Here is a 25,072-nt window from a genome sequence, read left to right on the forward strand (position 1 = left end):
CCCTGAATTAAAATTTAATCCATCAATGAAACAAAAACCTTCAATGGCATTTATTGCCGCCTCCTGGGTAGCAGTACTTGCAGGTATCCTGGGCTTTATCATAGGCCTGTGGAATGCGTCTACTATGCAACTGAATGAAAAAGGATATTATTTCACAGTACTGATGTACGGGCTGTTTGCCGCTGTATCTGTACAGAAATGCGTGAGAGATAAAATCGAAGGCATCCCGGTGACCGACATCTATTATGGTCTTAGTTGGGTGTCGATGATCCTTACCATCCTGTTGTTAACGGTTGGTTTGTGGAATGCGACACTGGCACCGAGCGAAAAAGGATTTTATGCCTTCGCATTTTTGCTGAGTGTATTCGGTGCCATTACAGTACAGAAAAACACCCGTGATTCCCAGGCAGCAAAAGCAGTTGTCACGCTTCCAAAAGAAGGCACCGATATTTAGTTTTCTTCTCAAAAAATCTTTTCATTTCAAAGTCATTGGCAGGAAACCTGCTAATGACTTTTTTTATTGCATCTGTTACCAATCCGTGAAAAACGCGCGTGGTCTGCAATGGAGATGAAATGCATATGCATATTGTTCGCCTCGCTCAAAAAAAATGTTAAAAATGATTTCATTTAACGCAAATAAATATTACTTTTATTCCGGAGTGAGAGAAATTGTGCTGTGTTATTTTAACTTGTTATTGTAAAAAGATTCCCGTGAGTCTTTTTTTTTGAACCCACTGCTAAATCGATTTTTTAAGGAAACTATGATCAACATTGGGGAATCCATGCATTACATACCCGCGTATGAAGGAAATAAAAAAGAAATTTAAAGCGTATTCCAGGTAATAAAAAAGAGATCTAACTTGTTATTCTTATTGTTTGCTAAATCGATATACTACTGATTTTAACAGTACTGTAAGGAATCGTACATTTTGCTTATGCGAATATCAGGGAAACCATTGCCTGCCTGACCGGAAACCAGGCAGATACTACGTTTACGAATTTTTTTTCACTATTAAATGATTAAAACCAGTTCTGAAAACTTGTAAATAATAGTCTGCAGGCCTATTGCTAAATCGTTTTTTCAATATGTTTCAGGCTTTTCTTTATTAACCAACTTCAATTAACACGTATATGCACAAACGATCCACGTTTTGGGCACGGACCTGCTTTGCCAGTATGGTACTGATGCTCTTCTCGCTATTTGCCTTTTCACAGGGCAAAACCATATCCGGAAAAGTGACGGATGCTAACGACAAGACCGCCATTCCAGGCGTGTCTATTCAGGTGAAAGGTACCAGTGTAGGTACCATTACCAAAGCTGATGGTAGCTTCAGTATTCAGGCGCCGGAAAATGCAACCCTGATATTCAGCTTCGTTGGTTACCTGCCGCAGGAATTACCTGCTTCTGCCACAGCTATGAACGTAAAACTCGCCGCTTCCGTAAAATCTTTACAGGACGTGGTAGTAGTAGGTTATGGTACACAGAAAAGAAATGAAGTCACCACTTCCGTAGCCACCGTAAAAGCGGAAAACTTTAACCAGGGTGGTTCCCGCTCTCCAATGGATCTGATTCAGGGTAAAGTGGCCGGCTTATCCGTTACCAGAACACAAGGTAACAACCCGAACAGTGGCGCTTCTATCCAGATCAGAGGTATCAGCTCCGTATCCGGTGATATGAATCCGCTGATTGTAATTGACGGTATTCCCGGTGGTAACCTCGACCTGTTACAACAGGATGATATCGCTACCTTCGACGTACTGAAAGATGGTTCCGCTGCCGCTATCTATGGTACACGCGGTAACAATGGTGTTATCCTCATCACTACCAAGAAAGGGAAAGCAGGCGATCCGCAATATACCTACTCTACTTATCTGCAAAGGGAAGCAGTGGCCAGAAGACCAGCGATCCTGGGCGTTGCCGACTATATTAAAGTAGCAGGCGAAGGTAATAATCAGGGAGCCGATGTTGACATGTATGATATGCTGCTCGACAAAAACAACCTCAGTCATTATCACAATTTCGCGGCGTCTGGTGGTACTGCGAACAGCAACTACCGCGCGTCCCTCTATTACAACGATGCCAATGGTATTGCGCTTCAGAACGGCCGTACACAATATGGCGGAAGGGTGAATGTAAACCAGACCGGCTTACAGGGCATGCTCACGATGCAATTCAACCTCGCAGGGAACTTCAACAAAGCCAACCTGAACGGTGGTAACAGTGGTGGCGGCGACAACAAAGCCGGCAACGCAGGCGCCGATTTTGAACAGGCTGTTCAACGCAATCCTACCGCACCGGTTATCGGTCCTGATGGTAAATACATTGAAACAAACGGTTTCAATAACTATAACCCACTGGCACGTTTACAACAGGAATTGTACGACAGGGATCAGAAAACCTATTCCGGTGATGCCCGTATCACCCTCGAGCCTATACGCGATCTGAAATTCTCTGCCTTTGGTGCCATTGTACGTGATGAATATACCGATCGTCAATATAAGAAAAAAGATTCCCGCTCTTCCCTTCTCAGTTACCAGGGTGGTGGTTATGCTTATAAAGCTAACTCTGCTGCCTTGGATAAAACCTTTGAAGCAACAGTTGACTATACAAAAACTGTTAACTCAGACCATACTTTCAACGTACTCGGTGGTTACAGCTACCAGTACAGCACATTGGAAAAGTATGCCATGGATAACAACGGCTTCCTCACTGATGCCTTTGAAGACTGGAATATCGGCGCAGGTAATGCACTGAATGATCCAAAACTGCCTCGCCCTTCACAGAGCAGCAACAAAATAGACAATACGCTGATCGCATTCTTCGGCAGGATTAACTATAACTACAAACAGAAATACATGTTGCAGGCTATCCTGCGTCATGAAGGTTCTTCCCGCTTCGGTGCCAACAACAAATGGGGTAACTTCCCCGCCATATCCGCAGGATGGGTGATCTCTAAAGAATCTTTCATGCAGGATATCACTGTCATTAACAACCTGAAACTGCGCGCTGGCTATGGTATTACCGGAAACCAGGGCATTCCCAGCTACCAGTCCCTGCTGACACTGGGAACAGGTGGAGCGTATCTTCAGTATGGCAAATGGATCCAGACTTACGGACCCAATAAAAATCCAAATCCGGACCTGAGATGGGAAAAGAAAAAAGAATTCAATGCCGGTATTGACTTCTCTCTCTTGCAAAATAGAATCGGCGGTTCCGTAGATGTATACAGCCGTAGAACAAAAGACCTGCTATTCAACTATACAGCGCAGCTGCCTTCCAATATCCTGGACAATATCTTCACCAACGTAGGTGAAATCTCCAATAACGGAGTGGAAATAGTAATCAATACAGTGCCTGTAAAAACTAAAGAATTTACCTGGAACAGTGACCTGACTTTCAATTCCCAACGGAATAAAATGGTGTCATTCTCCAACCAGATTTTTAAAGCGACTGAACAGTTTTACGGCGATCTTCCTTCTCCAGGTAACCTGGGCTCCGCTATCCGCGTTGTAGAAGGTGGTCCTCTGGGCACTTTCTTTGGATATCGTTATGCCGGTTTAACCGATGATGGCAAATGGCAGTTCTACAAGAAAGATGGTACCATTGGAGGCGTCAAAGAAGTAAATGCGGATGATAAAGCCGTTATCGGAAATGGTATTCCCAAATACATGGCATCCTGGAACAATACTTTCCGCTACAAGAATTTTGACCTGAGTATCTTCTTCCGTGGTAAATTCGGTTTCGATATCCTTAACCTGCAGGATATGTACTTTGGCAACCAGGCATGGAAACCTAATAACATGCTGGCTTCTGCTATCGGTAAAAATGCTAAGCTGAATGATGATCCTCAGTTCTCTGATTACTACCTGGAAAAAGGTGACTTTGTAAAACTGGATAATATTACCCTGGGCTATAACTTCCAGCTGAAAACCAAATATATCCGCAATCTGAGGGTATATGCCAGCGGACGTAATATTGCAACTATCTCCAATTACAGTGGTCTCGATCCGGAATTACAGGATACCGCATTGGATTCCGGTATAGATGGCAGAGGATTTTATCCACGTACCCGCTCTTATACTATCGGATTGAACCTTGGATTTTAAAAGCAGCAAAATTGTAACGTATGAAAAAGAGTAATGCATATATCAGCGCAGCCCTGCTGGCACTCGGTTTGAGCGCCTGCACCAAGCTCGAGGAAAAACCATACAGCGAAATTATTTCAGACCAGTTCTACAATAACAAACAGGAGGTCATGTCGGCCATACTTCGCCCGTTCACACACGCCGGTGCCTGGGCCGCTCCTACCGGACAAACCGGCTACTGGCGTTTGCAGGAGTTATCCGCAGATCAACTGGCGTGGCCACAGAAAGGTAAACATGGTTACGATGGCGGTAACTGGATACGCTTACATAATCATACCTGGATTGCCAATGATGACAACACCTGGCTTCCATGGAAATTGATGTATTGGGGAATGGGTTTCTGTAATAATACCATCAAAGATCTGACACCACTCGATTTTGCAAAGATCGGTATGACAGAAGCAGAAAAAACCACATTACTCGCAGAAACAAGAGTAATACGCGCCTGGCATTACCTGAAACTGATGGATCTCTATGGCAATATTCCAATCGACACCTTAGTCAGTTCTTCTGCCTCCCCTGCTACCAAACCGCGCAAAGAAGTATTTCAATTTGTTGAAAAAGAAATCAAAGAAAACCTGGACCTGCTGCAACCATTATCCGGTGAAATGGTAGGTCGCATGACAAAAGCTGCTGCTTACTCCATGCTGGTTGAATTATATCTCAATGCTGAAGAGTGGACTGGTACCGCACGTTGGGACGATTGTATCACCTACTGTAATAAAATCATTGCCGGTGAAGGCGGCGCGCTGAAAGGAACTATTCCTGCCCTGGAACCTAATATCTTCGGTGCTTTCGCCAATACGAACAGCCAGTCTCCCGAAAACTTGTTCCAGCTTACCTATGACCTGAGAGCTGGTAACTCCCGCTTCGGTTGGCAAGGAGATTTCTGGCACTACCGCCAACGCCAGATCGATAACGCAGACGTAGATGGCAATAATGGTATCGTTGTAATTCCCTCTGCTTATGATGCTTTCAAAGACAATGACCTGCGTAAAACCAACTGGATGCTGATAGGTCCACAGAAAAAAGCAAAAGCACTACGTGCAAACGAAGCCGACAGCCTCGTACTCGGTACAGAGGAATACAATAACAAACCATTGGTTTTTGTAAAAGAAATCCGCAGAAACTCTGACGGCGAAACCGGAGCCGGTGGCATGACACGTGGAGAAGAAAATAGCGGCGCCCGTTTTGCTAAATATCGCCAGGGTTCACAAGATGATCCAAACTACTGGGGCAACGACTTCGTATTATATCGTCTGACAGAAATCTACTTCAACAAAGCAGAAGCACTGATAAGAAAGAATGGTAAAATTGCGACACAGGATGCGGTTGATCTCATCAACACCTGCAAAAAGCGTGCTTTCAAGGCGGAAGACTGGGCTGCAGAAGCTTATACTACTACCAGTCTCACCATGGATGAATTACTCGCTGAAAGAGGCCGCGAATTCATTTTTGAAGGTAAACGCCGCTCTGATCTGATCCGCTTTGGTAAATTCACTACTGCAACCTGGTGGGATCATCAGCCATCTGCTGACAAATACAAGCTGTTTGCGATTCCATTCAAACAAACAAGCATCAATCCTAACCTGGTACAAAATCCCGGTTACTAATAAACTGATTTGGGTTTGATGTGATAAACGACTAAAACCCGGATGCGGAAAAACAACAAAGGCCGTCTCGTAAGAGATGGCCTTTTATTTTTGTAAAATTTTAATGCTGTTAATACGCCAGCACTTCCCTGATCTTCGCTTCTACTTTTGCAGGAGTAGGCAGCATGGCGGCTTCCAGACCGGTATTCAGTGGCACTGCCGGCAAATCCAGCGCGCCCATCGTAAATACAGGTGCATCCAGGAAGCGGAAACAGTGCTGCTGAATCCGTCCCGCCAATGCCTGTGCAAAAGAATTATTGAGTTGTTCTTCTGTGAGGATCAGGCATTTCCCATGCTGTTGCACCATCTCAAATACCAGTTCTTCATCAAGCGGGAACAAGGTGCGCAGATCCACGATCGTTACCTGACCGGGATAAGCCTTAGCTGCGGCTTTTGCCCAATAAACGCCCATACCATAAGTGATGATACAAAGCGCATTGCCCTGTGCCGTATCCTTCGGATGTGCACGTTGCACAATATTTCCTTTGCCCAGTGGCAGCAGGTAATCGGCCGCAGGTTCTATGGTCATGGCGTCGAGGGTGCCAGGCACCTTACTCCAGTAAAGCCCTTTATGTTCCAGCATTACCACCGGATTGGGATCCAGGAATGCAGCCTTCATCAGGCCTTTCATATCCGCCGCATTGGAAGGGTACACTACTTTAATCCCTTTGACAGTTAACAAGGTAGATTCCACACTGCCGGAATGATAAGGTCCTCCGCCCCCGTAGGCGCCAATAGGCACACGGATCAGCGTTTGCACCGGATATTTACCATTACTCAGGTAACATGATTTTGAAATCTCAGTCACCAGCTGATTGAAGCCAGGATAAATGTAATCGGCAAACTGTACTTCCACAATGGGTTTTACGCCTACGGCAGATAACCCGGTAGTAGCGCCGATGATATACGCTTCCTGTATCGCGGTGTTATATACGCGGTGTGCCCCGAATTTATCACCCAGGGTAGCCGCTTCGCGGAAAACGCCTCCCAGCCTGCTTCCTACGTCTTGTCCAAACAGGATAGCCTCAGGATATTGTTGCATAATTTCCTCCACAGCATGCAAGGCGGCATCCACCATCACTACTTTACTTTTACCGGCAGGCGTACGGGTGCCACTTTCAACCGTTACGGCCGCCGGTGCAAATATGTGCTCCGTCACTGTTTCAGGTGATGGTTCCGGCGCCTGTACCGCTTTATCAAAAGCAGCTTTTATATCGGCGGCGGCATTTCTTTCTATCTCTTCCAGTTCGGCTTCAGACACCCCATGTTTCAACAACAGGGCTTTGAGTTTGGGTACCGGATCGTTCGCTGCATGCTTTTCCAGGTCTTCCGCTGTACGGTACCATTCCTTACGGACTCCGGAAGTATGATGTCCCAGTAAAGGCACATTAGCCTGCACCAGGATAGGTTTTCTTTCATGTCTTACATAACTGATCGCAGTTTCCATGGCAGCATAGCTGGCGGTGAAGTCGCTGCCATCCACCCGCATCCGTTCCAGGCCTTTAAAGCCGGCGGCATATTCATATGCGTCCATGGTGCGTACTTCCGCTGCAGTAGCAGAAATACCCCAGTCGTTATCCTGCACCAGGTAAATAACCGGCAACTGTTTCAGCACCGCAAACTGCAGCGCCTCGCTCACCTCTCCTTCGGTAACACTGCCATCTCCAAGTGAACAGATCACAACCGGCAGTTCTCCTTCCGGCCCCACTTTTAGCAGGGAAGAATGGATCTGCTCCAGGTATTGCAGTCCCTGCGCAATACCGGTAGTAGGAATTACCTGCATACCGGTGGCGCTGCTCTGGTGGGGAATCTGTGGCTTATCTGCCGCCCGGTTGTTCGGGTGACTGTAATAAGATCTTCCTCCGGAAAACGGATCATCTGCTTTCGCCAGCAGCTGCAACATTAATTCGTAAGGGGTGAAGCCCATGGCCAGCAGCATACTTTCATCGCGGTAATAGGGACTTACAAAATCCCATGACCGCAATTGCAGTCCTGTGGCTATTTGTATGGCTTCATGACCGCGTGAAGTGGAGTGAACATACTTGCAGAGAGGTCGGTTGGCCTCGTAGGTGGCGGCCATACTACCAGCCTCACACATCAGGCGCCAGGCTGTTAATAACTCAGCTCTTTCGCCGCTGTTACCATCCATATTGGAGGCTGGCGCTTTTAAAGTTGAAACGCTTGTGCTATCTTTAAACACAATAAGACTGTTTTGGTGATGATGGTAATTCAAAAACAATAGTTGCCATAGCAACAGTTGCTAATGCAAATTAATTAATATGCCTGATACTTTCGTCAGTAATCCCTCTTTTTTTAAGTTGGATGCTACGCTCAAAAAATTGCGCAACTATTGGCAAAAAATGTTTGATGCCCACCAGAAGGACATTACAGTGGATCAGTGGCTACTGATTGAGAACCTATATAAGCACAAAAAAACTACGCATAACGAGCTGGCCCGTAATACCTCCAAGGATATTACCACCATTTCCCGCATTATTGAACTGCTGGTTAAGAAGGGATTAGTGAAGCGGGAAGCCGATGTATACGATCGCCGCAAAGTGTATTTACAACTTACCCCGGAAGGTGTGGAAAAATATAAAGATGTGAAATCGCTGGTGTATGATATGCGGAAAATAGGGTGGAAAACATTGACGGAAACCGATTACGCAGAACTGACACGCATTCTGGATACTATCTACGCGAATATTCCGTAGGCTGGATTCATTACATGGGGTCCTGAAAAATTTTGGGAGATGGGAAATGGATATATCCGTTTCTCATCTCCCAAAATTTTATAAAAACATATAAAAACGGAAAAAAGCGACAATTCCGGTTATTTCACAGAAAATTCCAGCAGACTGTCATTTTCAATAAAGGCTTCAAATGCATCCCCGATTTCGGTAGGACCTACACCGGCCGGAGTACCGGTAAAAATGAGATCACCTATATTCAGGGTAAAAAAGCGGGAAATATAAGCCACCAGGAAATCAAAGGAAAACAACAGGTCCTGCGTGTTGCCTGTTTGTGCCATCACCTTGTTCTTGTACAGGCAGAAATTGATGTCTTTCTTATCCATCTCCGGCGTAATAGGTATAAAATTACCAACTACAGCCGAGTTATCAAATGCTTTGGCGATTTCCCAGGGTAATCCTTTCGCCTTCTGTTTATCCTGCAGGTCGCGGGCGGTGAAGTCGATCCCTACGGAGATATGATCATAATATTTATCCGCAAATTTCTCCTGGATATGTTTGCCGTTTTTACTCACACGCAGCACCAGTTCGCATTCGTAGTGCAGATTGGTGGTGAATTCCGGGTAATAGAAGGGATGGCCATTCTGAAGCAAAGCATTCTTTGGCTTCATAAACAACACCGGTTCAGTAGGCACCTCATTCTTCAGCTCTTTGGCATGGTCGGCATAATTCCTGCCTACGCAAATAATTTTCATAATGCGTTTGTTTTAAAGTATAAAAAAAACGGATAGCGGGCAGATGAACAAATTTATTTCACAGATGGGAACGTCAGCTTATTACTATCGTTCATAGTACGGGCAATGCCGATACTGGCAAAACTTTCAATAATATCCGAACATTTCCAGATCTTCTCTTCCACCACCGGTTCTTCTGTATTCTTCCATTTACTGAGTACAAATTCTACCTGGCGTCCTTTGGGATAGTTGTTTCCCACCCCGAAACGCAGGCGGGGATACTGATTGGTACCCAGCAACTCCTGGATACTTTTCAGACCGTTATGGCCGGCATCACTGCCACCGGGGCGTAAGCGCAGCACATCCAGCGGAAGGGCCAGGTCGTCGAGGATCACCAGCAGGTTTTCCACCGGGATCTTTTCCTTATCCATCCAATATTTAATGGCCCTGCCACTGAGGTTCATGTAAGTAGTAGGTTTAATGACGATAAACGTTTTTCCTTTCCACTTCACTTCTGCCACATCTGCGAGGCGATCGTTTCTGAATGACGCCTTATGCCGGGACGCAAAATCGTCTACCACGTCAAAACCTATATTATGACGGGTATGCTTGTATTCGTCGCCGATATTGCCTAATCCTGCAATTAAGTATTTCATACGAGTCGTTTTCGGACCATGGGAAGTGCTGATATCCGGCACATCCTCCAATTAAAAAGCCCCTCTAAAAGTAGAGAGGCTTTTTGGAAAAATATATCTAAAAAATTATTTCTTTTTAGCATCTTTTTCAGCAGTTGCTTCTTCCTGACGCAGCTGACGGGTCATTACCACGGAAGCGATAGGAATACGAGGAGAGTTGGTAATTTCAACACCTTCGATTTTCACATCTTCCACGCGGATGTTAGCGTTCAGTTCCAGGTTATCGATGTTTACTTCGATATTTTCAACCAGGTGCTTAGGTAACGCTTTCACTTTCAGTGCTTTCAGTTTGCTAACCAGTTTACCACCGGCTTTCACACCTACTGACTGACCTACCAGTTTAATCGGAATAGTAACAGCAACCTGTTTGTCTTCCACCAATTCCATGAAATCGATGTGAGCGAGTTCGTCTGTAACTACATCAAACTGCATATCTTTCAATACGCATCTGTAAGTTTTAGCGCCCAGTTTAATTTCTGCGATCTGGAAAGCTGCAGTGTAAACCAGGTTTTTGAATGCTTTGGCAGGAGCTGAAAAATTAACAGTTTCTGCACCCCCGTAAATAACGCAAGGCACTTTTTCCTCAGAACGGATCTGGCGGGTGGCTTTTTTGCCGAATTCGCTCCTGAGTTGTCCTTCGATGGTTATTGTGTTCATTGTTTAGACAATTTATATTGTTGATTAAAATACGATGTTGTTAGTCCTGCCGGCGATGGCTGTGAATAAACAGGCTGGTGATGGACTTGTTCTCGTGCATGTTTCTGATTGCTACCGCAAACAGCTCTGCTACTGAAATCACCTTGATCTTGGAACCTGGTGCCTGCGGCTTGATAGGAATAGTATCACATACTACTATCTCCTGCAGCACTGAGTTCTCGATATTTTCGTACGCATTTCCGCTGAATACGGGGTGAGTACAAAAAGCGCGGACACTTCTGGCGCCTTTCTCCATCAGGAGGTTGGCTGCTTTGGAAAGCGTACCGGCGGTATCGCAGATATCGTCAATCAATACGATATCCCTGTTCGTCACATCCCCGATCACTACCATTGATGCAATTTCGTTGGCACGTTTACGATGTTTGTCGCAAATAACCATCTCCGCATTAAAGTAGGATGCCACTTCACGTACCCTATTGGTACTACCTACGTCAGGGGACGCAAAGGTAAGATTTTCTAACTTTAAATTCTCTATATAAGGAATAAAAATAGCTGAACTATCCAGGTGATCTACCGGGATATCAAAGAATCCCTGGATCTGCGGAGCATGTAAATCCATGGTTATCACCCTGTTAGCACCTGCAGATGTAAGCAGATTAGCAACCAGTTTTGAGCCGATAGCCACACGGGGCTTGTCTTTTCTGTCCTGGCGGGCATATCCGAAATAAGGGATTACTGCTGTAATATAGCCGGCGGAAGCCCGCTTGGCGGCATCAATCATTAACAGCAGCTCCAGCAGGTTATCTGAAGGCGCGCTGGTTCCCTGGATAAGGAAAACATAATCGCCCCTGATACTTTCCAGAAATACCGGCTGGATCTCTCCATCGCTGAATTTCTGGATCTTTACTTTGCCAAGACCGCCATTAAGACCCTTGCCATATTTCTTGGCAATTTTCTCGGCCAGTGCCGGATTGCTGTTGCCTGTGAAAATTTTTACTGAAGGTTGCATACTAGATACTAGTGGAAAAGAGGTTGCAAAACTAGGATTTTTTGGGAGTACCAGCCTGATTTTTTTTCAAATACAAATTACATAGTTGTAAAAACACAACTATAATATACTCAATTTCATAACGTTCCAAAAGATAATAGGTCCCGAAAAATTCCCATAACGATCGGTACCGAATATAACGATTTTATAATGATCGACGGGAAAAAAGGAAATAAAAGTAAGTGAGGTGAGAAGAGTCCGGAGCCGTGTTCGTATATTTGGTGAAACGAAAATAAGCCATGTTTGTTAATGTTAACCCGGTTCCCCACCTGGCTATACGCCATTGGCCTGAAGATGAACAGCCCAGAGAAAAGTTGGTAAATATTGGCGCCGCCGCCCTGAGCAATGCCGAATTACTGGCCATTCTGCTACATACCGGCCACAAAAATAAATCTGCCCTGGAGTTGGCAAAGGAAATCCTGCGCCTGGCTGATAATAATCTTTCCGAGCTGGGAAAAATACATGTAAAAAAGCTCCAAAGGCTGCATGGTGTCGGATCAGCGAAGGCAATTACCGTACTCGCCGCCATGGAACTGGCCAGAAGAAGACAAGCCGGCAATATTCTCAAGAAACAGGTCATCAGCAGCGGTGCAGATGCCGCCCTGTTCTTTAAGCCAATGCTCGCAGATCAGGGCATTGAAAAGTTTTATGTAATGTATCTCAATCACGCCAATAAAGTGCTTCATTACAGCCATATCAGCACCGGTACCATCACCAGCACCCTTGTAGACACCCGCGTCATTTTCAGGGAAGCGCTTGATGCCGCAGCCACCAAACTGCTGCTCTGCCATAATCATCCCTCCGGCAGCCTCCGCCCCAGCCAGGCAGATATCCGGATCACCCACAAAATAAAAGACATGGGCCAGCTTTTCGATATACAGGTACTGGATCACATTATTGTGTCTGAAACAGGCTACTGCAGCCTCATGGAAGAAGGGATGATATAAATCCCCAAATCTGTTTTACTTTCGCACATATTTATTCATTTTCCATATGCTCAAAATAGGACTCTTCGGCGTAGGACATCTAGGTAAGATACACCTCTCTCAACTGGCCACTATGAAAGACGTAGAAGTAGTAGGCTTCTATGATCCAAACAACGAAAATGCAGCCAGCATCTCCGAGCAATATAATATTCAACGGTATACCACCGCAGAAGAACTGATACAGGCCGTAGATGCCATCGATATTGTGGCGCCTACCACCCTGCACTACAAACTATGTGAACTGGCCATCCGCAACGGCAAACACATATTCGTGGAAAAGCCCATGACCAACACCATGGACGAAGCCAAAACACTGGTAAAACTGGTGGAAGAAGCGAATATCAAATTCCAGGTAGGACACGTCGAAAGGTTTAATCCTGCCTATCTCGCCCTCAAAGGATATGACCTGAAACCCATGTTTATTGAAGTGCATCGCCTGGCAGAATTCAATCCACGTGGTACCGATGTAAGTGTGATCCTCGATCTGATGATCCACGATATCGATATTGTGCTGAGCATCGTGAAATCTACCGTTAGCCGCATTTCAGCCAGTGGCGTCGCTGTCATGAGCGATACCCCCGATATCGCCAACGTACGTATTGAGTTCGGTAACGGCTGTGTAGCCAACCTCACCTCCAGCCGCATTTCCCTGAAAAAGATGCGCAAAATGCGCCTCTTCCAGAAAGATGCATACATCGGAATTGATTTCCTCGATAAAAAAACGGAGATCATTAAACTCAAAACACCGGAAGACGAAGGCTTATTTACCCTGGATATTGAAACCAACAGTGGTAAAAAAACCATCGCCATAGATAATCCGCAGATCAAACAATCCAATGCCATCCGCATGGAGCTGGAGATGTTCCGCGACAGCATCCTGAATAATACACCGGTAGCCGTAAACGCTATTGATGGCCTGCAGGCCATGGATGTAGCCCATCAGATCCTGGCTAAAATAAATAAAGGTCTGTCCGAAACAGCGGCCGCAAAATAAACCAACACATGTAACAAATTCCGCTGTCAGCCCGTTTTCATAACACACTGAAACTTTTTATGAAACGAATTTTATTTGTGCTGACAGCGGCTTTGATCATCGCCTCCTGCTCTAACGATCCCCCTGCTGTGTCGCGCTATATGTCGCGTAACGAAACACTCTGCAACGACCCCTGGGGCAAAGCGCTTACTACCAGCACAGATACTGTAGCCGCCTGGCTGAACAAACAAAAAATCACTTTCGTTGATGTACATATCGAGGGAGAAATTTTTGCAGGCGCAGCCCACTATACCAACTGCGACACCCTTACCAATCGGGTAATTACGGTAAATGTATTTTTTGCGGATACCGCAAAAGCAAGAGCAGCCGGATTTACAGGCAGGTAACAACCCTTTTCGTATATCCGGATCCGTAGGTTATCCCCGTTCCTTCAGCAATGCTTCTGCAATGGCCAGGTCCAGTGGTTTCGTAATTTTGATATTCGACTCCTCTCCCGGCAGCAAGTGCACCGGTTGTCCCAATCGCTCCACTACAGTAGCTTCATCTGTAAATAAAGGATCATAGGGCAATTCAAAGGCAGGAAGGATTAATTCAGAAAGGAAAGTTTGCGGTGTCTGGATGATCTTGAAACGATCGCGGTCCACAGCGGCATTCCCACCGGCTGATATCTCCCGGATACTATCCTTCATATCAATCACCGGAATAGCGCTACCATGAATAATTGCCGCCTCATAACAGGCACGGATCAACGCCGTAGATACCAGCGGACGCACCCCGTCATGTATAAATACTACTGAAGGCTGCTTTACCTGCTGCAATCCGTTCTTCACGGAATGAAAGCGGGTATCGCCCCCTTTTACAATGGTAATATCGGGCAACTGTTCAAAGGCCTGTAAAATATGATTGGCAAAAGTAAAATGGGCTTCAGGAAGTACCAGCACAATTTCCATATCCGGAAATGCAGTAGCAAAAGCAGCAATGGTGTGGTATAATACAGGTTTACCGGATAACTCCAGGAACTGTTTGGGTACAGCGCTCTGCATCCGGGTGCCGGACCCGCCGGCTACGATGATAGCCACTTTTTTATATTCCATATAAAAAAAATCGGGGATTCCCTTATTCAGCATTGAATAAGAAAATCCCCGAAAATGCTTTTGTAATTAAACGATCAGCATGGCGTCGCCATAGCTGAAGAAACGGTATTTCTCTTTAATCGCCTGCTGATAAGCCTCCATGATCAGATCATATCCTGCAAAAGCGCAGGTCATGATCAACAGGCTGGTTTTCGGCAGGTGGAAGTTAGTTACCAGTGCATTTGGAATAGCAAAGTCGTACGGCGGATGAATGAACGTGTTGGTCCATCCTTCAGCAGCTTTCAGGTGGTTCTGCGCAGTTACGGAAGATTCTACGGCACGTACAGAGGTAGTACCGATCGCGCAGATTTTGCGGTTTTCTTCTTTCGCTTTGTTTACCACTTTCACCGCGTGTTCTTCAATGTGAAAATACTCCGCATCCATTTTGTGTTTGCTCAGGTCTTCTACCTCGATAGGACGGAAAGTACCTAAACCAGTGTGCAGGGTTACTTCTGCAAACTTAACACCTTTGATTTCCAGACGCTTGATCAATTCACGGCTGAAGTGCAAACCTGCAGTAGGTGCAGCTACAGCGCCTTCGTACTTGGCATACACGGTCTGATAACGCTCTTTATCTTCATCTTCCGGCTTACGTTTGATATACTTAGGCAACGGCGTTTCACCCAGCTGATCCAACACCTGTTTGAATTCCTCGTCATTACCTTCGAATAAGAAACGGATTGTACGGCCTCTTGAAGTGGTGTTATCAATCACTTCTGCGACCAGCGTCTCGTCGTCGCCGAAATACAATTTGTTACCCACACGGATTTTACGCGCCGGGTCAACAATTACATCCCACAGGCGGTTTTGCTTGTTCAGCTCACGCAGCAGGAATACTTCAATTTTTGCTCCTGTTTTCTCTTTACGACCATACAACCGGGCAGGAAATACCTTGGTATTGTTCACAATCATTACGTCCTTGTCATTGAAATAACCAAGGATGTCTTTGAATACTTTGTGCTCAATTTTACCGGTATTGCGATGTACCACCATTAAACGTGACTCATCTCTTGTCTTGGTAGGGTGCTGGGCGATCAGATTTAAAGGAAGATCGAATTTGAACTGTGATAGTTTCATATTACGGTATGAATAAAAATTTTAGAGGTGCAAAGCTACCGATTATTATTTATATCATCAAAAAATGATATTTAAAGTATCATAATCAGATAATTATATATTACATTCCTTTGGGAATAGCAGCGATCAGCTGTTGAGTATAAGGATCCTGCGGATGATTGTACACCGCATCTGCAGGCCCCTGCTCTACCATTTTCCCCCTTTGAATCACCATCATCCGGTCGCTGATAAACCGTACCACCGACAAATCATGGGAAATAAAGATACAGGTAAAACCCAGCTCCTCCCGTAAACGGATCAGCAGGTTCAGCACCTGTGCCTGTACACTTACGTCCAGGGCCGCCACCGATTCATCACAGATAATAAAAGAAGGCTCCACCGCCAACGCCCGGGCAATCACAATGCGTTGCCGCTGCCCACCCGAAAACTCATGCGGATACCGGGAAAAATGCTCCGGCAACAAATTTACCTTCTCCAGTAACTCCCGTACCTTTTCCTGCTGACTACGTGCTGTTCCATACAACCCGTGCACCTGCATCGGCTCCAGGATAGCGGCGCCAATAGTGCGCCGGGGATTAAGCGACGCATAAGGGTCCTGGAAGATCAGCTGCATATCCTTCCGCAATGCCCGTAACGCGGTGGCCGACAAACTTCGTATATCCTGCCCTTTATAAACAATACTCCCCCCGGTTGGTTCAACCAGTCTTAGTAAAGACCTTCCCAGCGTAGTTTTACCACAACCCGATTCGCCTACCAGGCCTAGCGTTTCGCCGGTCATTACCTGGAAACTTACGTCATCCACGGCTTTTGCCCATTGCAACACTTTCCCGGTAATACTTCTCTTCACCGGAAACCAGGTTTTGAGATGATGTACTTCCAGCAATGGCACCGCAGACGCCAGCTGCTGCTCTCGTTTCCTGATATCCGCTTCGGGGATACTCAGCGACTGCATCACCTCTCCGATGGCGCCGGCTTTTTCGTGTATCTGTCCCTGTGAGTCCGTTTCCATAAAGTCACGGATCACCGGTAATCTTGTCAAACGTTTATCCAGCGGAGGCCGGCATGCCAGCAAGCCTTTTGTATACGGATGTTGCGGATGCAGGAACACGTCCTTTACTGCTCCTTCTTCCACTATATTTCCTTTGTACATCACCACTACCCTTTCTGCAATTTCGGCCACCACACCCAGGTCATGGGTAATAAAAATAACGCTCATCTCCATCTGCTGCTGCAATTCCCGGAGTAATTCCAGGATGGCTTTCTGTACAGTCACATCCAATGCGGTAGTGGGTTCATCTGCAATCAGCAGGCGGGGATGGCAGGAAATGGCCATCGCAATCATGACCCGTTGCTTCTGGCCACCTGAAATTTCATGGGGATAACGACCCATCATTCCTTCCGGATCCGGGAGCTTTACTTTCTCAAAGAGAACTTTTACTTCCTGTCGGGTTGCTTTATGGGATATGCCGGTATGTAAACGGATCGCTTCCGCTACCTGCTCTCCGCAGGTATGCAGGGGATTAAGCGCCGTCATCGGCTCCTGAAAAATCATGGCAATTTCGTTGCCCCGGTAGCTACGCATGGTGGCATCGGGCAACTGCAGCAGGTTTACTGCCGCGCCGGTAGCTGCCTGGTAAAGGATTTGTCCACCGGAAATGGTACCAGGCAAATCAATAAGACGCATGAGCGAGAGGGCTGTAACGGATTTACCCGACCCGGATTCTCCGACTACGCCCACTATTTCGCCCTTGCCTATAGAAAGGGAAATCTGATTAACAGCTGTTGTTCTTGTTGGTCCGGTACTGAAAGTAACTTCCAGATCCTGTATCTCTACCCGCGTGGAAAGCATACCGGAAGATACAACAATTCTAAAAACGCAGGTGCTTCACGGTCTGGTGACTTTCAATCAGCTTCTGTAAGGAATCGATCCCTACTTTCAGATGGCGTTCTACAAATTTAGTAGTCACCTTTTTGTCGCTTTCTTCCGTTTTTACGCCTTCCGGTACCATTGGCTGATCCGAAACGAGCAATAAAGCACCAGTAGGGATCTTATTAAAGAAACCCACAGAGAAAATGGTGGCGGTTTCCATATCCACGGCCATGGCCCTGATTTTTTCGAGGTATTGTTTGAATTCAGCGTCGTGTTCCCATACACGGCGGTTAGTGGTATAGCAGGTGCCTGTCCAGTAATCGTAACCTGAATCGCGGATAGTGGTGGAGATGGCCTTCTGCAAAGCAAATGCAGGCAGGGCAGGTACTTCCGGCGGAAAATAATCGTTGCTGGTTCCTTCTCCCCGGATAGCCGCTATAGGCAGGATCAGGTCACCGATGGCATTCTTCTTTTTCAGTCCACCGCATTTTCCGAGGAATAATACTGCTTTCGGGGAGATGGCAGATAACAGGTCCATCACGGTAGCCGCGCCCGGACTTCCCATCCCAAAGTTAATAATGGTGATATCGCCTGCAGTAGCGCATTGCATGGGGCGGCCGGCTCCAACGATTTCTACGTTGTTCCATTCGGCAAACATCGTTACGTAATTACTGAAATTGGTGAGGAGGATGTGGGAGCCAAAATGATCCAGTTTCTCACCCGTGTAGCGGGGCAGCCAGTTAGCTACAATTTCTTCTTTTGTCTTCATAGCTTTTTGACAAGCAAATATAAGGTTTTGTTCACTAACCCCAATATTATCCTAATGTAACTATCTTCGCAACAGTATTAAAATCAGTTATATCTTGATCGCTATCAGCTTCCCGTCACCCGATTTTAAAATTATGAGAGAAGGCAGCAAAGAAATGATCTTTGACCGTTTCCGTAAGAAATATGTGGTGCTTACCCCTGAAGAATGGGTGAGACAAAATTTCCTGAACTATCTCGTAAAAGTGCTGCAATACCCGGCTTCACTCATCGGTATTGAAAAGGAAATTTACCTGGGAGAGATGAAAAAGCGGTATGATATCGTGATCTACAACCGGGCCACCAAACCGTGGATGCTGGTGGAATGCAAAGAAATGAATGTGCCCCTCACAGAACACACCATGCAACAGGTGATCCGCTACAATATGGTAATTCCCGCCACTTACCTGGTGATTACCAATGGTACCAATACTTTCTGCGGCAATTATGTAGCAGCGGAAAACAAATGGCGGTTCCTGCATCAGTTACCGGCATTTGAGTAAGGCGTATAAAAAAGCCCCCGCATCAGGCGGGGGCTTTCTGTAAAATTATCATTCACCCTGCATCAAGGGAAAATACCCAGTTGTTCGTAAGCAGCACCTACTTTATTGATCGCTACTACGTAAGCGGCTGTACGCATATCATGGATCTGCGGATTGGCCATCATCACATCACGTACTTCGTGGAGGGCAGCGTGCATGGTTTCTTCCAGGCCGGAATATACCAGGTCCACTTCATCCGCACCGTGTGCAATGAATTTTCTTTCTTTATCAGACACTTTCTTACCCGTCAGGTCTTCGATAGTTTGCAGGATATGAATGTTCATATTCTCATCAAAGCGTTTACCCAGACGGCCATAACGAACGTGGCTGAGGTTTTTCAACCATTCGAAGTAAGAAACGGTCACACCACCGGCGTTCAGGAACATATCCGGCACTACGATTACTCCTTTCTTATTCAGGATTTCATCCGCTTCCGGTGTTAAAGGACCATTGGCAGCTTCACCGATGATCTTTGCCTTTACGTTTGGAGCGTTATGTTTATCAATTACATTTTCCAGTGCAGCAGGGATAAGGATTTCGCAATCCAGTTCCAGGCCGTCTGTATTTTTATTCAGGTTGGTAGCGCCGGCGAAGTTTACGATAGAACCGGTTGCTTTTTTGTGCATCAGTACTTCGTCAGGATTCATACCCTGTTCGTTATAGATAGCACCATCCCACTCGATCAGGCAGATTACTTTTGCACCTGCTTCGTGAAAATATTTGGCAGCGTGGTAACCCACGTTACCCATCCCCTGTACAATCACTCTTTTACCTTCGATGCCGGTAGTAAGACCCAGGCGATCCATATCTTCCTTGATGTTGCACAGTTCGCGCAAACCATAGAATACACCCAGACCGGTAGCTTCGGTACGACCGCGCACACCGCCCTGAGATACTGGTTTACCGGTTACGCAGCCGTAGCCGTCGATTTCACCCGGACGTAAGCTCATGTAGGTATCCAGGATCCAGCTCATTTCTCTTTCACCGGTACCATAGTCAGGAGCAGGTACGTCTGTACCGGGTCCGATAAAGTTTTTCTTTACCAGTTCCGCAGTATAACGACGGGTAATCGCTTCCAGCTGGAAGGGAGTATAGTTACGGGGATTGATTTTTAAACCGCCTTTGGCACCGCCAAAAGGTACATTCACAATAGCGCATTTGTAGGTCATCAGGGATGCCAGTGCCATTACTTCATCCTGGTTCACTTCTTCGCTGAAGCGGATACCACCTTTACAGGGAAGTTTATGATGTGAATGCTGTACGCGGTAAGCTTCAATTACCTGTACGGAATCGCCTATTCTCACCGGGAATTTAATCTGGTAAACGGCATTGCAGGCCTTGATCTGCTCCAGGATACCTTTGTCCCATTTGGTGAATGCAGCTGCTTTGTCGAAGCTCTTTTCCACACTCTGGAAAAAGCTATAATGCTGATCTTGCGACATAAATTATTGTTTTGGTATAACGATTAGATTTTAAACGCTTCTGCTATAGACCATTCCGGTCCCGCTCTTCCAGTTTTCCTATTTTTCTGTCGAGATTAATAAGAAATAACACAATTCCGAGGAAGATGATCACTAAAACACCTACAATGACATAAATTTTATCGTTGCTGCGGAAAAACTCGTTGACCGCTCCTTTCTCTGTATTCTGCTGTTGTGCATTTGCCAGTACTGATATAAATAACAAGGCCAGTGTGAGGCAGAATGAAAACGCTCTGTTGATCATTTAAAAATATTTTTAAGCTGTAATTTCCTGAAACGTACTACCAGGGAAAAAATCCACACACTCAGTAAGGTCCAGCCAATAAAGGCAGGATACAACACCGTTTTCATGGAACCGTCTGTATCTTTTGAGGCAAAACCGGGTGTGGTAGCGCTTCCGGGATGCAGTGAGTCCACCATACGCGGGATGATGTAAGTCAGCGGTATCAGCAGTGCAAAAGCAAAAATGTTGAAAACTGCGGATATCCGTGCCCGTTTGTCCAGGTCGTGTACCGACATACGTAATACCAGGTAGGCCATATAAATGAGAATGGCGATGGCGGTACACATCTGTTTTGGATCGTCCGTCAGGGTGCCTCCCCAGGTATAGGTAGCCCAGAGCGTACCCGTTGCAAATCCCAATACCCCAAAGAAAGTACCTACTCCGGCAGCGCTGGAAGCAATTACATCTTTCTTTAAATCGTATTTTGACAGATAAAGCAGGGAGTAGATAATCGATATGGTATACATCGTATACATGCATATCCACATCGGTACGTGAAAGAACAATCCTCGGGATGATTGTCCGTTGGTTCCTATTATGGGTATTTTAACAGTGAACCCGGCGATAATTACATATATAAGAAGCAGTATCGCTAATGCTTTCCACCAATGTCTGGCCATTTTTTAATAGCTATATTCGGGGGCAAACCTACACGTTTTAAACCTAATCACAAAGATTTTCGACGATTTTAAGTTTATCCAACGGCAGTAAATGCCCGTTAAATATCCTTTACAGAAGTGAGCTTTTTGTTTGATATTTCACATATCAGTCTTTCCACAAAAACGGGAAAAGGATCATTGTCAGGGCAATTACGAGAATATCCATTCCCCCGAGCAACAGGAACATTTTAGGAAGTTCCGGCTGATAAACCGTCACAAAGGCAGATAAAGAGATGTTGGCCAGCAGCATCAGCACCGGCATTATGAGCGGGAACCCCATTACCGCCATCAGGGCGGCATTATGATTGGCCTGGGCTGCAATAGCCGCCAGCATGGTAAATAACAGGGATATACTGGTACCTCCCAGCAATACCATACCTATAAAATAGAAGGGGTTGATAATTGGATTACCCAGGAAGGCAATACTGCAAACCAGCGCAATGATGCTCATCAGGGTCATTAAAATTACGTTGTAGATCAGTTTAGCCGCAATAAAACAGCGCGGGTTTACCAGGGAATAGAAATACAGGAGACGGCCGCGGCTTTCCTGCATAAAACTCTTAGCCACAGCATTTACGGCTACAAACAGCTGTATTACCCAGAAAAGCGCATTCCATACCTTGTCTTCCGGCCTTCCCATCATCAGGTTGATAACAAAAACGGTAGAAACAATATAGAGTAGTACCCCATAAAAAGCATACTGCTGGCGTAATTCCAGGGTAAGATCCTTCTTTACGAGGGTAAATGTCTGATGTACAGGATGGCTTTTTTTCATGATCAGGCGCAAAGATAACCATTGTAAGTATTATTTGCAGCATCTGCCTCCTACCATGCGATTGCCTTTCAGCCGTTAGTCATTTTTAAGTATATTAGTCCCTCGTTAAAAAAGTGGCTTTGCCGTGTGTGGTAAAAGCTCCTTCTTAAAAGCCAATCGCTGATGAATAAAATTCTGGTTGCCAATCGGGGAGAAATTGCATTGCGCATCATGCGTTCCGCACGTGAAATGGGCATTAAAACAGTAGCGGTATATTCCGAAGCGGATCGTACCATGCCGTTTGTACAATATGCAGATGAAGCTGTTTGTATCGGCCCTGCGCCTTCCAATCAATCTTACCTGCTGGGGGAAAAAATAATTGCGGTGGCAAAAGAGAAAGGAGCCGATGGTATCCACCCTGGTTACGGATTTCTCAGCGAAAACGCCCGTTTTGCGCAACAGGTAACGGATGCCGGAATCATTTTTATCGGACCATCTGCAGCCTCGATTGAAGTGATGGGTAGCAAACTGGCCGCCAAACAGGCCGCACAGAAATTTGGGGTACCGATGGTGCCGGGTACGGAAACACCGCTGCGCAGTGTAGAAGAAGCCAGGGAAGTAGTGAAGAAAACAGGTTTTCCTATCCTTATCAAAGCCTCTGCAGGTGGTGGCGGTAAAGGGATGCGGGTTGTAAACAACCCGGAAGAACTGGATGAACAGATCAGGATGGCTAAAAGCGAGGCCCTCAGCGCCTTTGGCGACGATGCTGTATTCATAGAGAAATATGTAGGCTCCCCACGCCATATAGAAATACAGGTACTGGGCGACCGTCATGGTAACTGCGTATACTTATTTGAAAGGGAATGTTCTATTCAACGACGCCATCAGAAATTGATTGAAGAAGCACCTTCTTCCTGTCTTACACCGGCCATCCGGGCTGCTATGGGCCAATGTGCCGTAGATGTAGCCAAAGCCTGTAATTACTACGGCGCCGGTACGGTAGAATTCCTGGTAGACGAACAGTTGAATTTTTACTTCCTGGAAATGAACACCCGGTTACAGGTAGAACACCCGGTTACAGAACTGATTACCGGCCTGGACCTGGTAAAGGAGCAGATTAAAGTAGCCAGAGGCGAAAAATTAACTTTTACTCAGGACAGTCTTAAAATAAATGGCCACGCTATTGAATTGCGTATCTGTGCGGAAGATCCGGCCAATAACTTCTTACCCGATACCGGCAAACTGGAAACCTATATCCGGCCGCAGGGGTATGGTGTGAGGGTAGACGATGGATACGAACAGGGAATGGATATTCCCATTTACTACGACCCTATGATCGCCAAACTGATTGCCTGGGGAAGCGACCGGGAAGAAGCCAGGCTACGCCTGATCCGTGCCATTGAAGAGTACCAGGTAAAAGGGATCAAAACCACACTCCCCTTTGGCAGCTGGGCACTCCAGCAACCGGCCTTTATTGAAGGAAATTTTGACACCAACTTTATCAGCAAATATTTCACGCCACAGGCACTGCTTTCAGACGAAAAAGACCTGAACAAACTGGCGGCCATCCTGGCTGCATACGTATGGCAGCAAAACAATATAAATTTACAGGAAGCGGCTATCAAAAGTAATCCACGTAATTCACCCTGGAAAAAAAGGAATATGTTAAGATAAGCCCAAAACAGTTGTTAACTTTCGTTAAAGTGTTTCCGAAAAACGCGAAAACGTATAACTTTGCGCCAATTTCAACTATGTTACGCAACATCATACTACAGATCCTTCAGTTCGTTTATCAGCCTTTCTCAAAGCTGATGCCTTTTCAAACCTTCCGTTACCTCGCGTGCGGTGGTGGGAATACGGCGTTGGATATCCTCCTGTATTATGTGTTTTACAACTTTGTGCTGCATCAGAACATGGTTCATTTCGGGCTCTTTGATATGGGCGCACCTATTGCCGCTTTATTCATGTCCATGGCCATCACTTTTCCTACCGGCTTCCTGCTCAGCAAATATGTAGTGTTCTCTGAATCTAATTTGAGGGGACGTGTACAATTGTTCCGGTACTTTGTACTGGTAGGGATCTGTATCCTGCTGAACTATGTATTGATGAAGATCTTTGTAGAACATTTCCACTTTTATCCAACCATCGGTAAAATATGTACTACCGCACTGGTAGTTATTTTCAGCTATCTTACCCAGAAGAAATTTACGTTCAAAGTAAAACAACAGGCTTAATAAAACCGGCTGTTGTTTTACACAAAATAAAACAACAGCGGCCCGCTTTATACCTGCTCATAATAACAATGGCGGCAACGCGGCTCATATAAATCTTTCTCTCCCAGTAACAGGGTTTCTTTCGAAGCAGATTTACGATAGGAATAATTGGCAATATGCCCGCACTTTACGCAAATGGCATGCAGCTTCGTGATATAGTCGGCTTTCGCCAGCAGAAAGGGCATCTGTCCAAATGGTTTTCCGGTGTAATCCATGTCCAGCCCGGCAATGATAACACGTACCCCACGCAACGCCAGCTGATCACATACATTCGGCAACTCATCATCAAAAAACTGTGCCTCGTCAATCCCCACTACATCTACTTCCTGGGCGAGCAATAATATCTGCTGGGAATTTTCTATCGGGGTGGAAATAATTTTATTCTCATCATGAGAAGTAATACTGCCTTCATCATAACGGGTATCTACCGCAGGTTTAAATATCTCCACCTTTAAATTTGCGATGCGTACCCTTTTGAGCCGGCGGATCAGTTCTTCGGTTTTTCCGGAAAACATAGAGCCGCAAATTACTTCAATCCAGCCCCTCCGTCCTCCTGCAAGAGAAGGTTCAATAAACATATTATACTAATTTGAT

At 45.8% G+C, this 25,072-nt stretch carries 24 protein-coding genes; 10 read left to right on the forward strand and 14 right to left on the reverse strand.

The annotated features are described in order from the left end of the window. Positions 1–25 precede the first annotated feature (25 nt). From yiaA to BMW79_RS32235, 3 genes are all read left to right on the forward strand, one after another. The gene (yiaA, locus tag BMW79_RS32225) at positions 26–454 is read left to right on the forward strand and encodes an inner membrane protein YiaA (RefSeq protein ID WP_089903397.1); all 429 of its coding nucleotides are present in this window, start codon (positions 26–28) and stop codon (positions 452–454) included. A 677-nt stretch (positions 455–1,131) separates the two neighbouring features. Beyond that, entirely contained in the window at positions 1,132–4,107 is a 2,976-nt protein-coding gene (locus BMW79_RS32230) for a SusC/RagA family TonB-linked outer membrane protein (RefSeq protein WP_089903400.1), read from the forward strand. Positions 4,108–4,127: 20 nt separating this feature from the next. After that, a complete protein-coding gene (locus BMW79_RS32235; protein WP_089903403.1) occupies positions 4,128–5,759 on the forward strand; it encodes a RagB/SusD family nutrient uptake outer membrane protein in 1,632 nt (543 codons plus the stop codon). A 109-nt stretch (positions 5,760–5,868) separates the two neighbouring features. Here the strand turns inward: BMW79_RS32235 and BMW79_RS32240 are convergent, their stop codons facing one another. Then, on the reverse strand, positions 5,869–7,947 hold the full coding sequence (locus tag BMW79_RS32240; protein ID WP_089903406.1) for an alpha-ketoacid dehydrogenase subunit alpha/beta: 2,079 nt from the start codon (positions 7,945–7,947) through the stop codon (positions 5,869–5,871). Positions 7,948–8,077: 130 nt separating this feature from the next. Between BMW79_RS32240 and BMW79_RS32245 the strand changes: the two genes are divergently transcribed. Then, positions 8,078–8,512, forward strand: a complete 435-nt coding sequence (locus BMW79_RS32245; protein WP_089903409.1) for a MarR family winged helix-turn-helix transcriptional regulator — start codon at positions 8,078–8,080, stop codon at positions 8,510–8,512. Between the two features lie 119 nt (positions 8,513–8,631). Here BMW79_RS32245 and BMW79_RS32250 read toward each other — a convergent pair whose 3' ends face one another. The 4 genes from BMW79_RS32250 to BMW79_RS32265 form a co-directional block, all read right to left on the reverse strand. Beyond that, a complete protein-coding gene (locus BMW79_RS32250; RefSeq protein ID WP_089903412.1) occupies positions 8,632–9,243 on the reverse strand; it encodes a fumarylacetoacetate hydrolase family protein in 612 nt (203 codons plus the stop codon). A gap of 53 nt (positions 9,244–9,296) precedes the next feature. Next, entirely contained in the window at positions 9,297–9,878 is a 582-nt protein-coding gene (gene pth / locus BMW79_RS32255) for an aminoacyl-tRNA hydrolase (RefSeq protein ID WP_089903414.1), read from the reverse strand. Between the two features lie 105 nt (positions 9,879–9,983). Beyond that, the gene (locus BMW79_RS32260; RefSeq protein WP_089903417.1) at positions 9,984–10,574 is read right to left on the reverse strand and encodes a 50S ribosomal protein L25; all 591 of its coding nucleotides are present in this window, start codon (positions 10,572–10,574) and stop codon (positions 9,984–9,986) included. Between the two features lie 40 nt (positions 10,575–10,614). Continuing rightward, positions 10,615–11,583, reverse strand: coding sequence for a ribose-phosphate pyrophosphokinase (locus BMW79_RS32265; protein WP_089903420.1), 969 nt, complete (start codon positions 11,581–11,583; stop codon positions 10,615–10,617). 278 nt (positions 11,584–11,861) lie between these two features. On the opposite strand from BMW79_RS32265, the gene radC reads away from it, so the two are divergent. From radC to BMW79_RS32280, 3 genes are read left to right on the forward strand one after another with little or no spacing between them, the layout of a single operon-like run. Further along, the gene (gene radC / locus BMW79_RS32270) at positions 11,862–12,569 is read left to right on the forward strand and encodes a RadC family protein (protein WP_089903423.1); all 708 of its coding nucleotides are present in this window, start codon (positions 11,862–11,864) and stop codon (positions 12,567–12,569) included. Between the two features lie 46 nt (positions 12,570–12,615). Further along, positions 12,616–13,602, forward strand: a complete 987-nt coding sequence (locus BMW79_RS32275) for a Gfo/Idh/MocA family protein (RefSeq protein ID WP_089903426.1) — start codon at positions 12,616–12,618, stop codon at positions 13,600–13,602. 59 nt (positions 13,603–13,661) lie between these two features. After that, positions 13,662–13,988, forward strand: coding sequence for a lipoprotein (locus BMW79_RS32280; RefSeq protein WP_089903430.1), 327 nt, complete (start codon positions 13,662–13,664; stop codon positions 13,986–13,988). 30 nt (positions 13,989–14,018) lie between these two features. On the opposite strand, the gene BMW79_RS32285 is transcribed toward BMW79_RS32280, so the two are convergent. The 4 genes from BMW79_RS32285 to BMW79_RS32300 form a co-directional block, all read right to left on the reverse strand. Beyond that, positions 14,019–14,696, reverse strand: coding sequence for a 2-C-methyl-D-erythritol 4-phosphate cytidylyltransferase (locus BMW79_RS32285; protein WP_089904513.1), 678 nt, complete (start codon positions 14,694–14,696; stop codon positions 14,019–14,021). Positions 14,697–14,762: 66 nt separating this feature from the next. Next, the gene (queA, locus tag BMW79_RS32290) at positions 14,763–15,812 is read right to left on the reverse strand and encodes a tRNA preQ1(34) S-adenosylmethionine ribosyltransferase-isomerase QueA (protein WP_079470851.1); all 1,050 of its coding nucleotides are present in this window, start codon (positions 15,810–15,812) and stop codon (positions 14,763–14,765) included. A gap of 100 nt (positions 15,813–15,912) precedes the next feature. Further along, complete coding sequence (locus BMW79_RS32295) at positions 15,913–17,661, reverse strand: ABC transporter ATP-binding protein (RefSeq protein ID WP_089903433.1); 1,749 nt, start codon at positions 17,659–17,661, stop codon at positions 15,913–15,915. A 19-nt stretch (positions 17,662–17,680) separates the two neighbouring features. Beyond that, the gene (locus BMW79_RS32300) at positions 17,681–18,451 is read right to left on the reverse strand and encodes an AMP nucleosidase (protein WP_089903436.1); all 771 of its coding nucleotides are present in this window, start codon (positions 18,449–18,451) and stop codon (positions 17,681–17,683) included. Positions 18,452–18,545: 94 nt separating this feature from the next. Between BMW79_RS32300 and BMW79_RS32305 the strand changes: the two genes are divergently transcribed. Beyond that, the gene (locus BMW79_RS32305) at positions 18,546–18,989 is read left to right on the forward strand and encodes a type I restriction enzyme HsdR N-terminal domain-containing protein (protein WP_089903439.1); all 444 of its coding nucleotides are present in this window, start codon (positions 18,546–18,548) and stop codon (positions 18,987–18,989) included. A gap of 62 nt (positions 18,990–19,051) precedes the next feature. Here BMW79_RS32305 and BMW79_RS32310 read toward each other — a convergent pair whose 3' ends face one another. From BMW79_RS32310 to BMW79_RS32325, 4 genes are all read right to left on the reverse strand, one after another. Continuing rightward, positions 19,052–20,470: a Glu/Leu/Phe/Val family dehydrogenase gene (locus BMW79_RS32310; protein WP_089903442.1), complete on the reverse strand. Its 1,419-nt coding sequence runs from the start codon at positions 20,468–20,470 to the stop codon at positions 19,052–19,054. Positions 20,471–20,513: 43 nt separating this feature from the next. Continuing rightward, complete coding sequence (locus BMW79_RS32315) at positions 20,514–20,753, reverse strand: CcmD family protein (protein WP_089903445.1); 240 nt, start codon at positions 20,751–20,753, stop codon at positions 20,514–20,516. Next, on the reverse strand, positions 20,750–21,412 hold the full coding sequence (gene ccsA / locus BMW79_RS32320; protein ID WP_089903448.1) for a cytochrome c biogenesis protein CcsA: 663 nt from the start codon (positions 21,410–21,412) through the stop codon (positions 20,750–20,752). The genes BMW79_RS32315 and ccsA overlap by 4 nt, the downstream gene beginning before the upstream one ends. A 145-nt stretch (positions 21,413–21,557) precedes the next feature. Then, positions 21,558–22,226 (reverse strand): heme exporter protein CcmB, encoded by a 669-nt coding sequence (locus BMW79_RS32325; RefSeq protein ID WP_089903451.1) that lies wholly within the window; start codon positions 22,224–22,226, stop codon positions 21,558–21,560. Between the two features lie 162 nt (positions 22,227–22,388). On the opposite strand from BMW79_RS32325, the gene accC reads away from it, so the two are divergent. Beyond that, positions 22,389–23,879: an acetyl-CoA carboxylase biotin carboxylase subunit gene (accC, locus tag BMW79_RS32330; protein WP_089903454.1), complete on the forward strand. Its 1,491-nt coding sequence runs from the start codon at positions 22,389–22,391 to the stop codon at positions 23,877–23,879. A gap of 77 nt (positions 23,880–23,956) precedes the next feature. Further along, complete coding sequence (locus tag BMW79_RS32335; protein WP_089903456.1) at positions 23,957–24,439, forward strand: GtrA family protein; 483 nt, start codon at positions 23,957–23,959, stop codon at positions 24,437–24,439. 47 nt (positions 24,440–24,486) lie between these two features. Here the strand turns inward: BMW79_RS32335 and BMW79_RS32340 are convergent, their stop codons facing one another. Continuing rightward, positions 24,487–25,056 carry a thymidine kinase gene (locus tag BMW79_RS32340; RefSeq protein ID WP_089903459.1) on the reverse strand — a complete coding sequence of 190 codons (570 nt, stop codon included), beginning with the start codon at positions 25,054–25,056 and terminating at the stop codon, positions 24,487–24,489. Positions 25,057–25,072 lie beyond the last annotated feature (16 nt).

Origin of the sequence: Chitinophaga arvensicola, from assembly GCF_900110835.1 — a bacterium.
Lineage (GTDB): Bacteria > Bacteroidota > Bacteroidia > Chitinophagales > Chitinophagaceae > Chitinophaga > Chitinophaga arvensicola.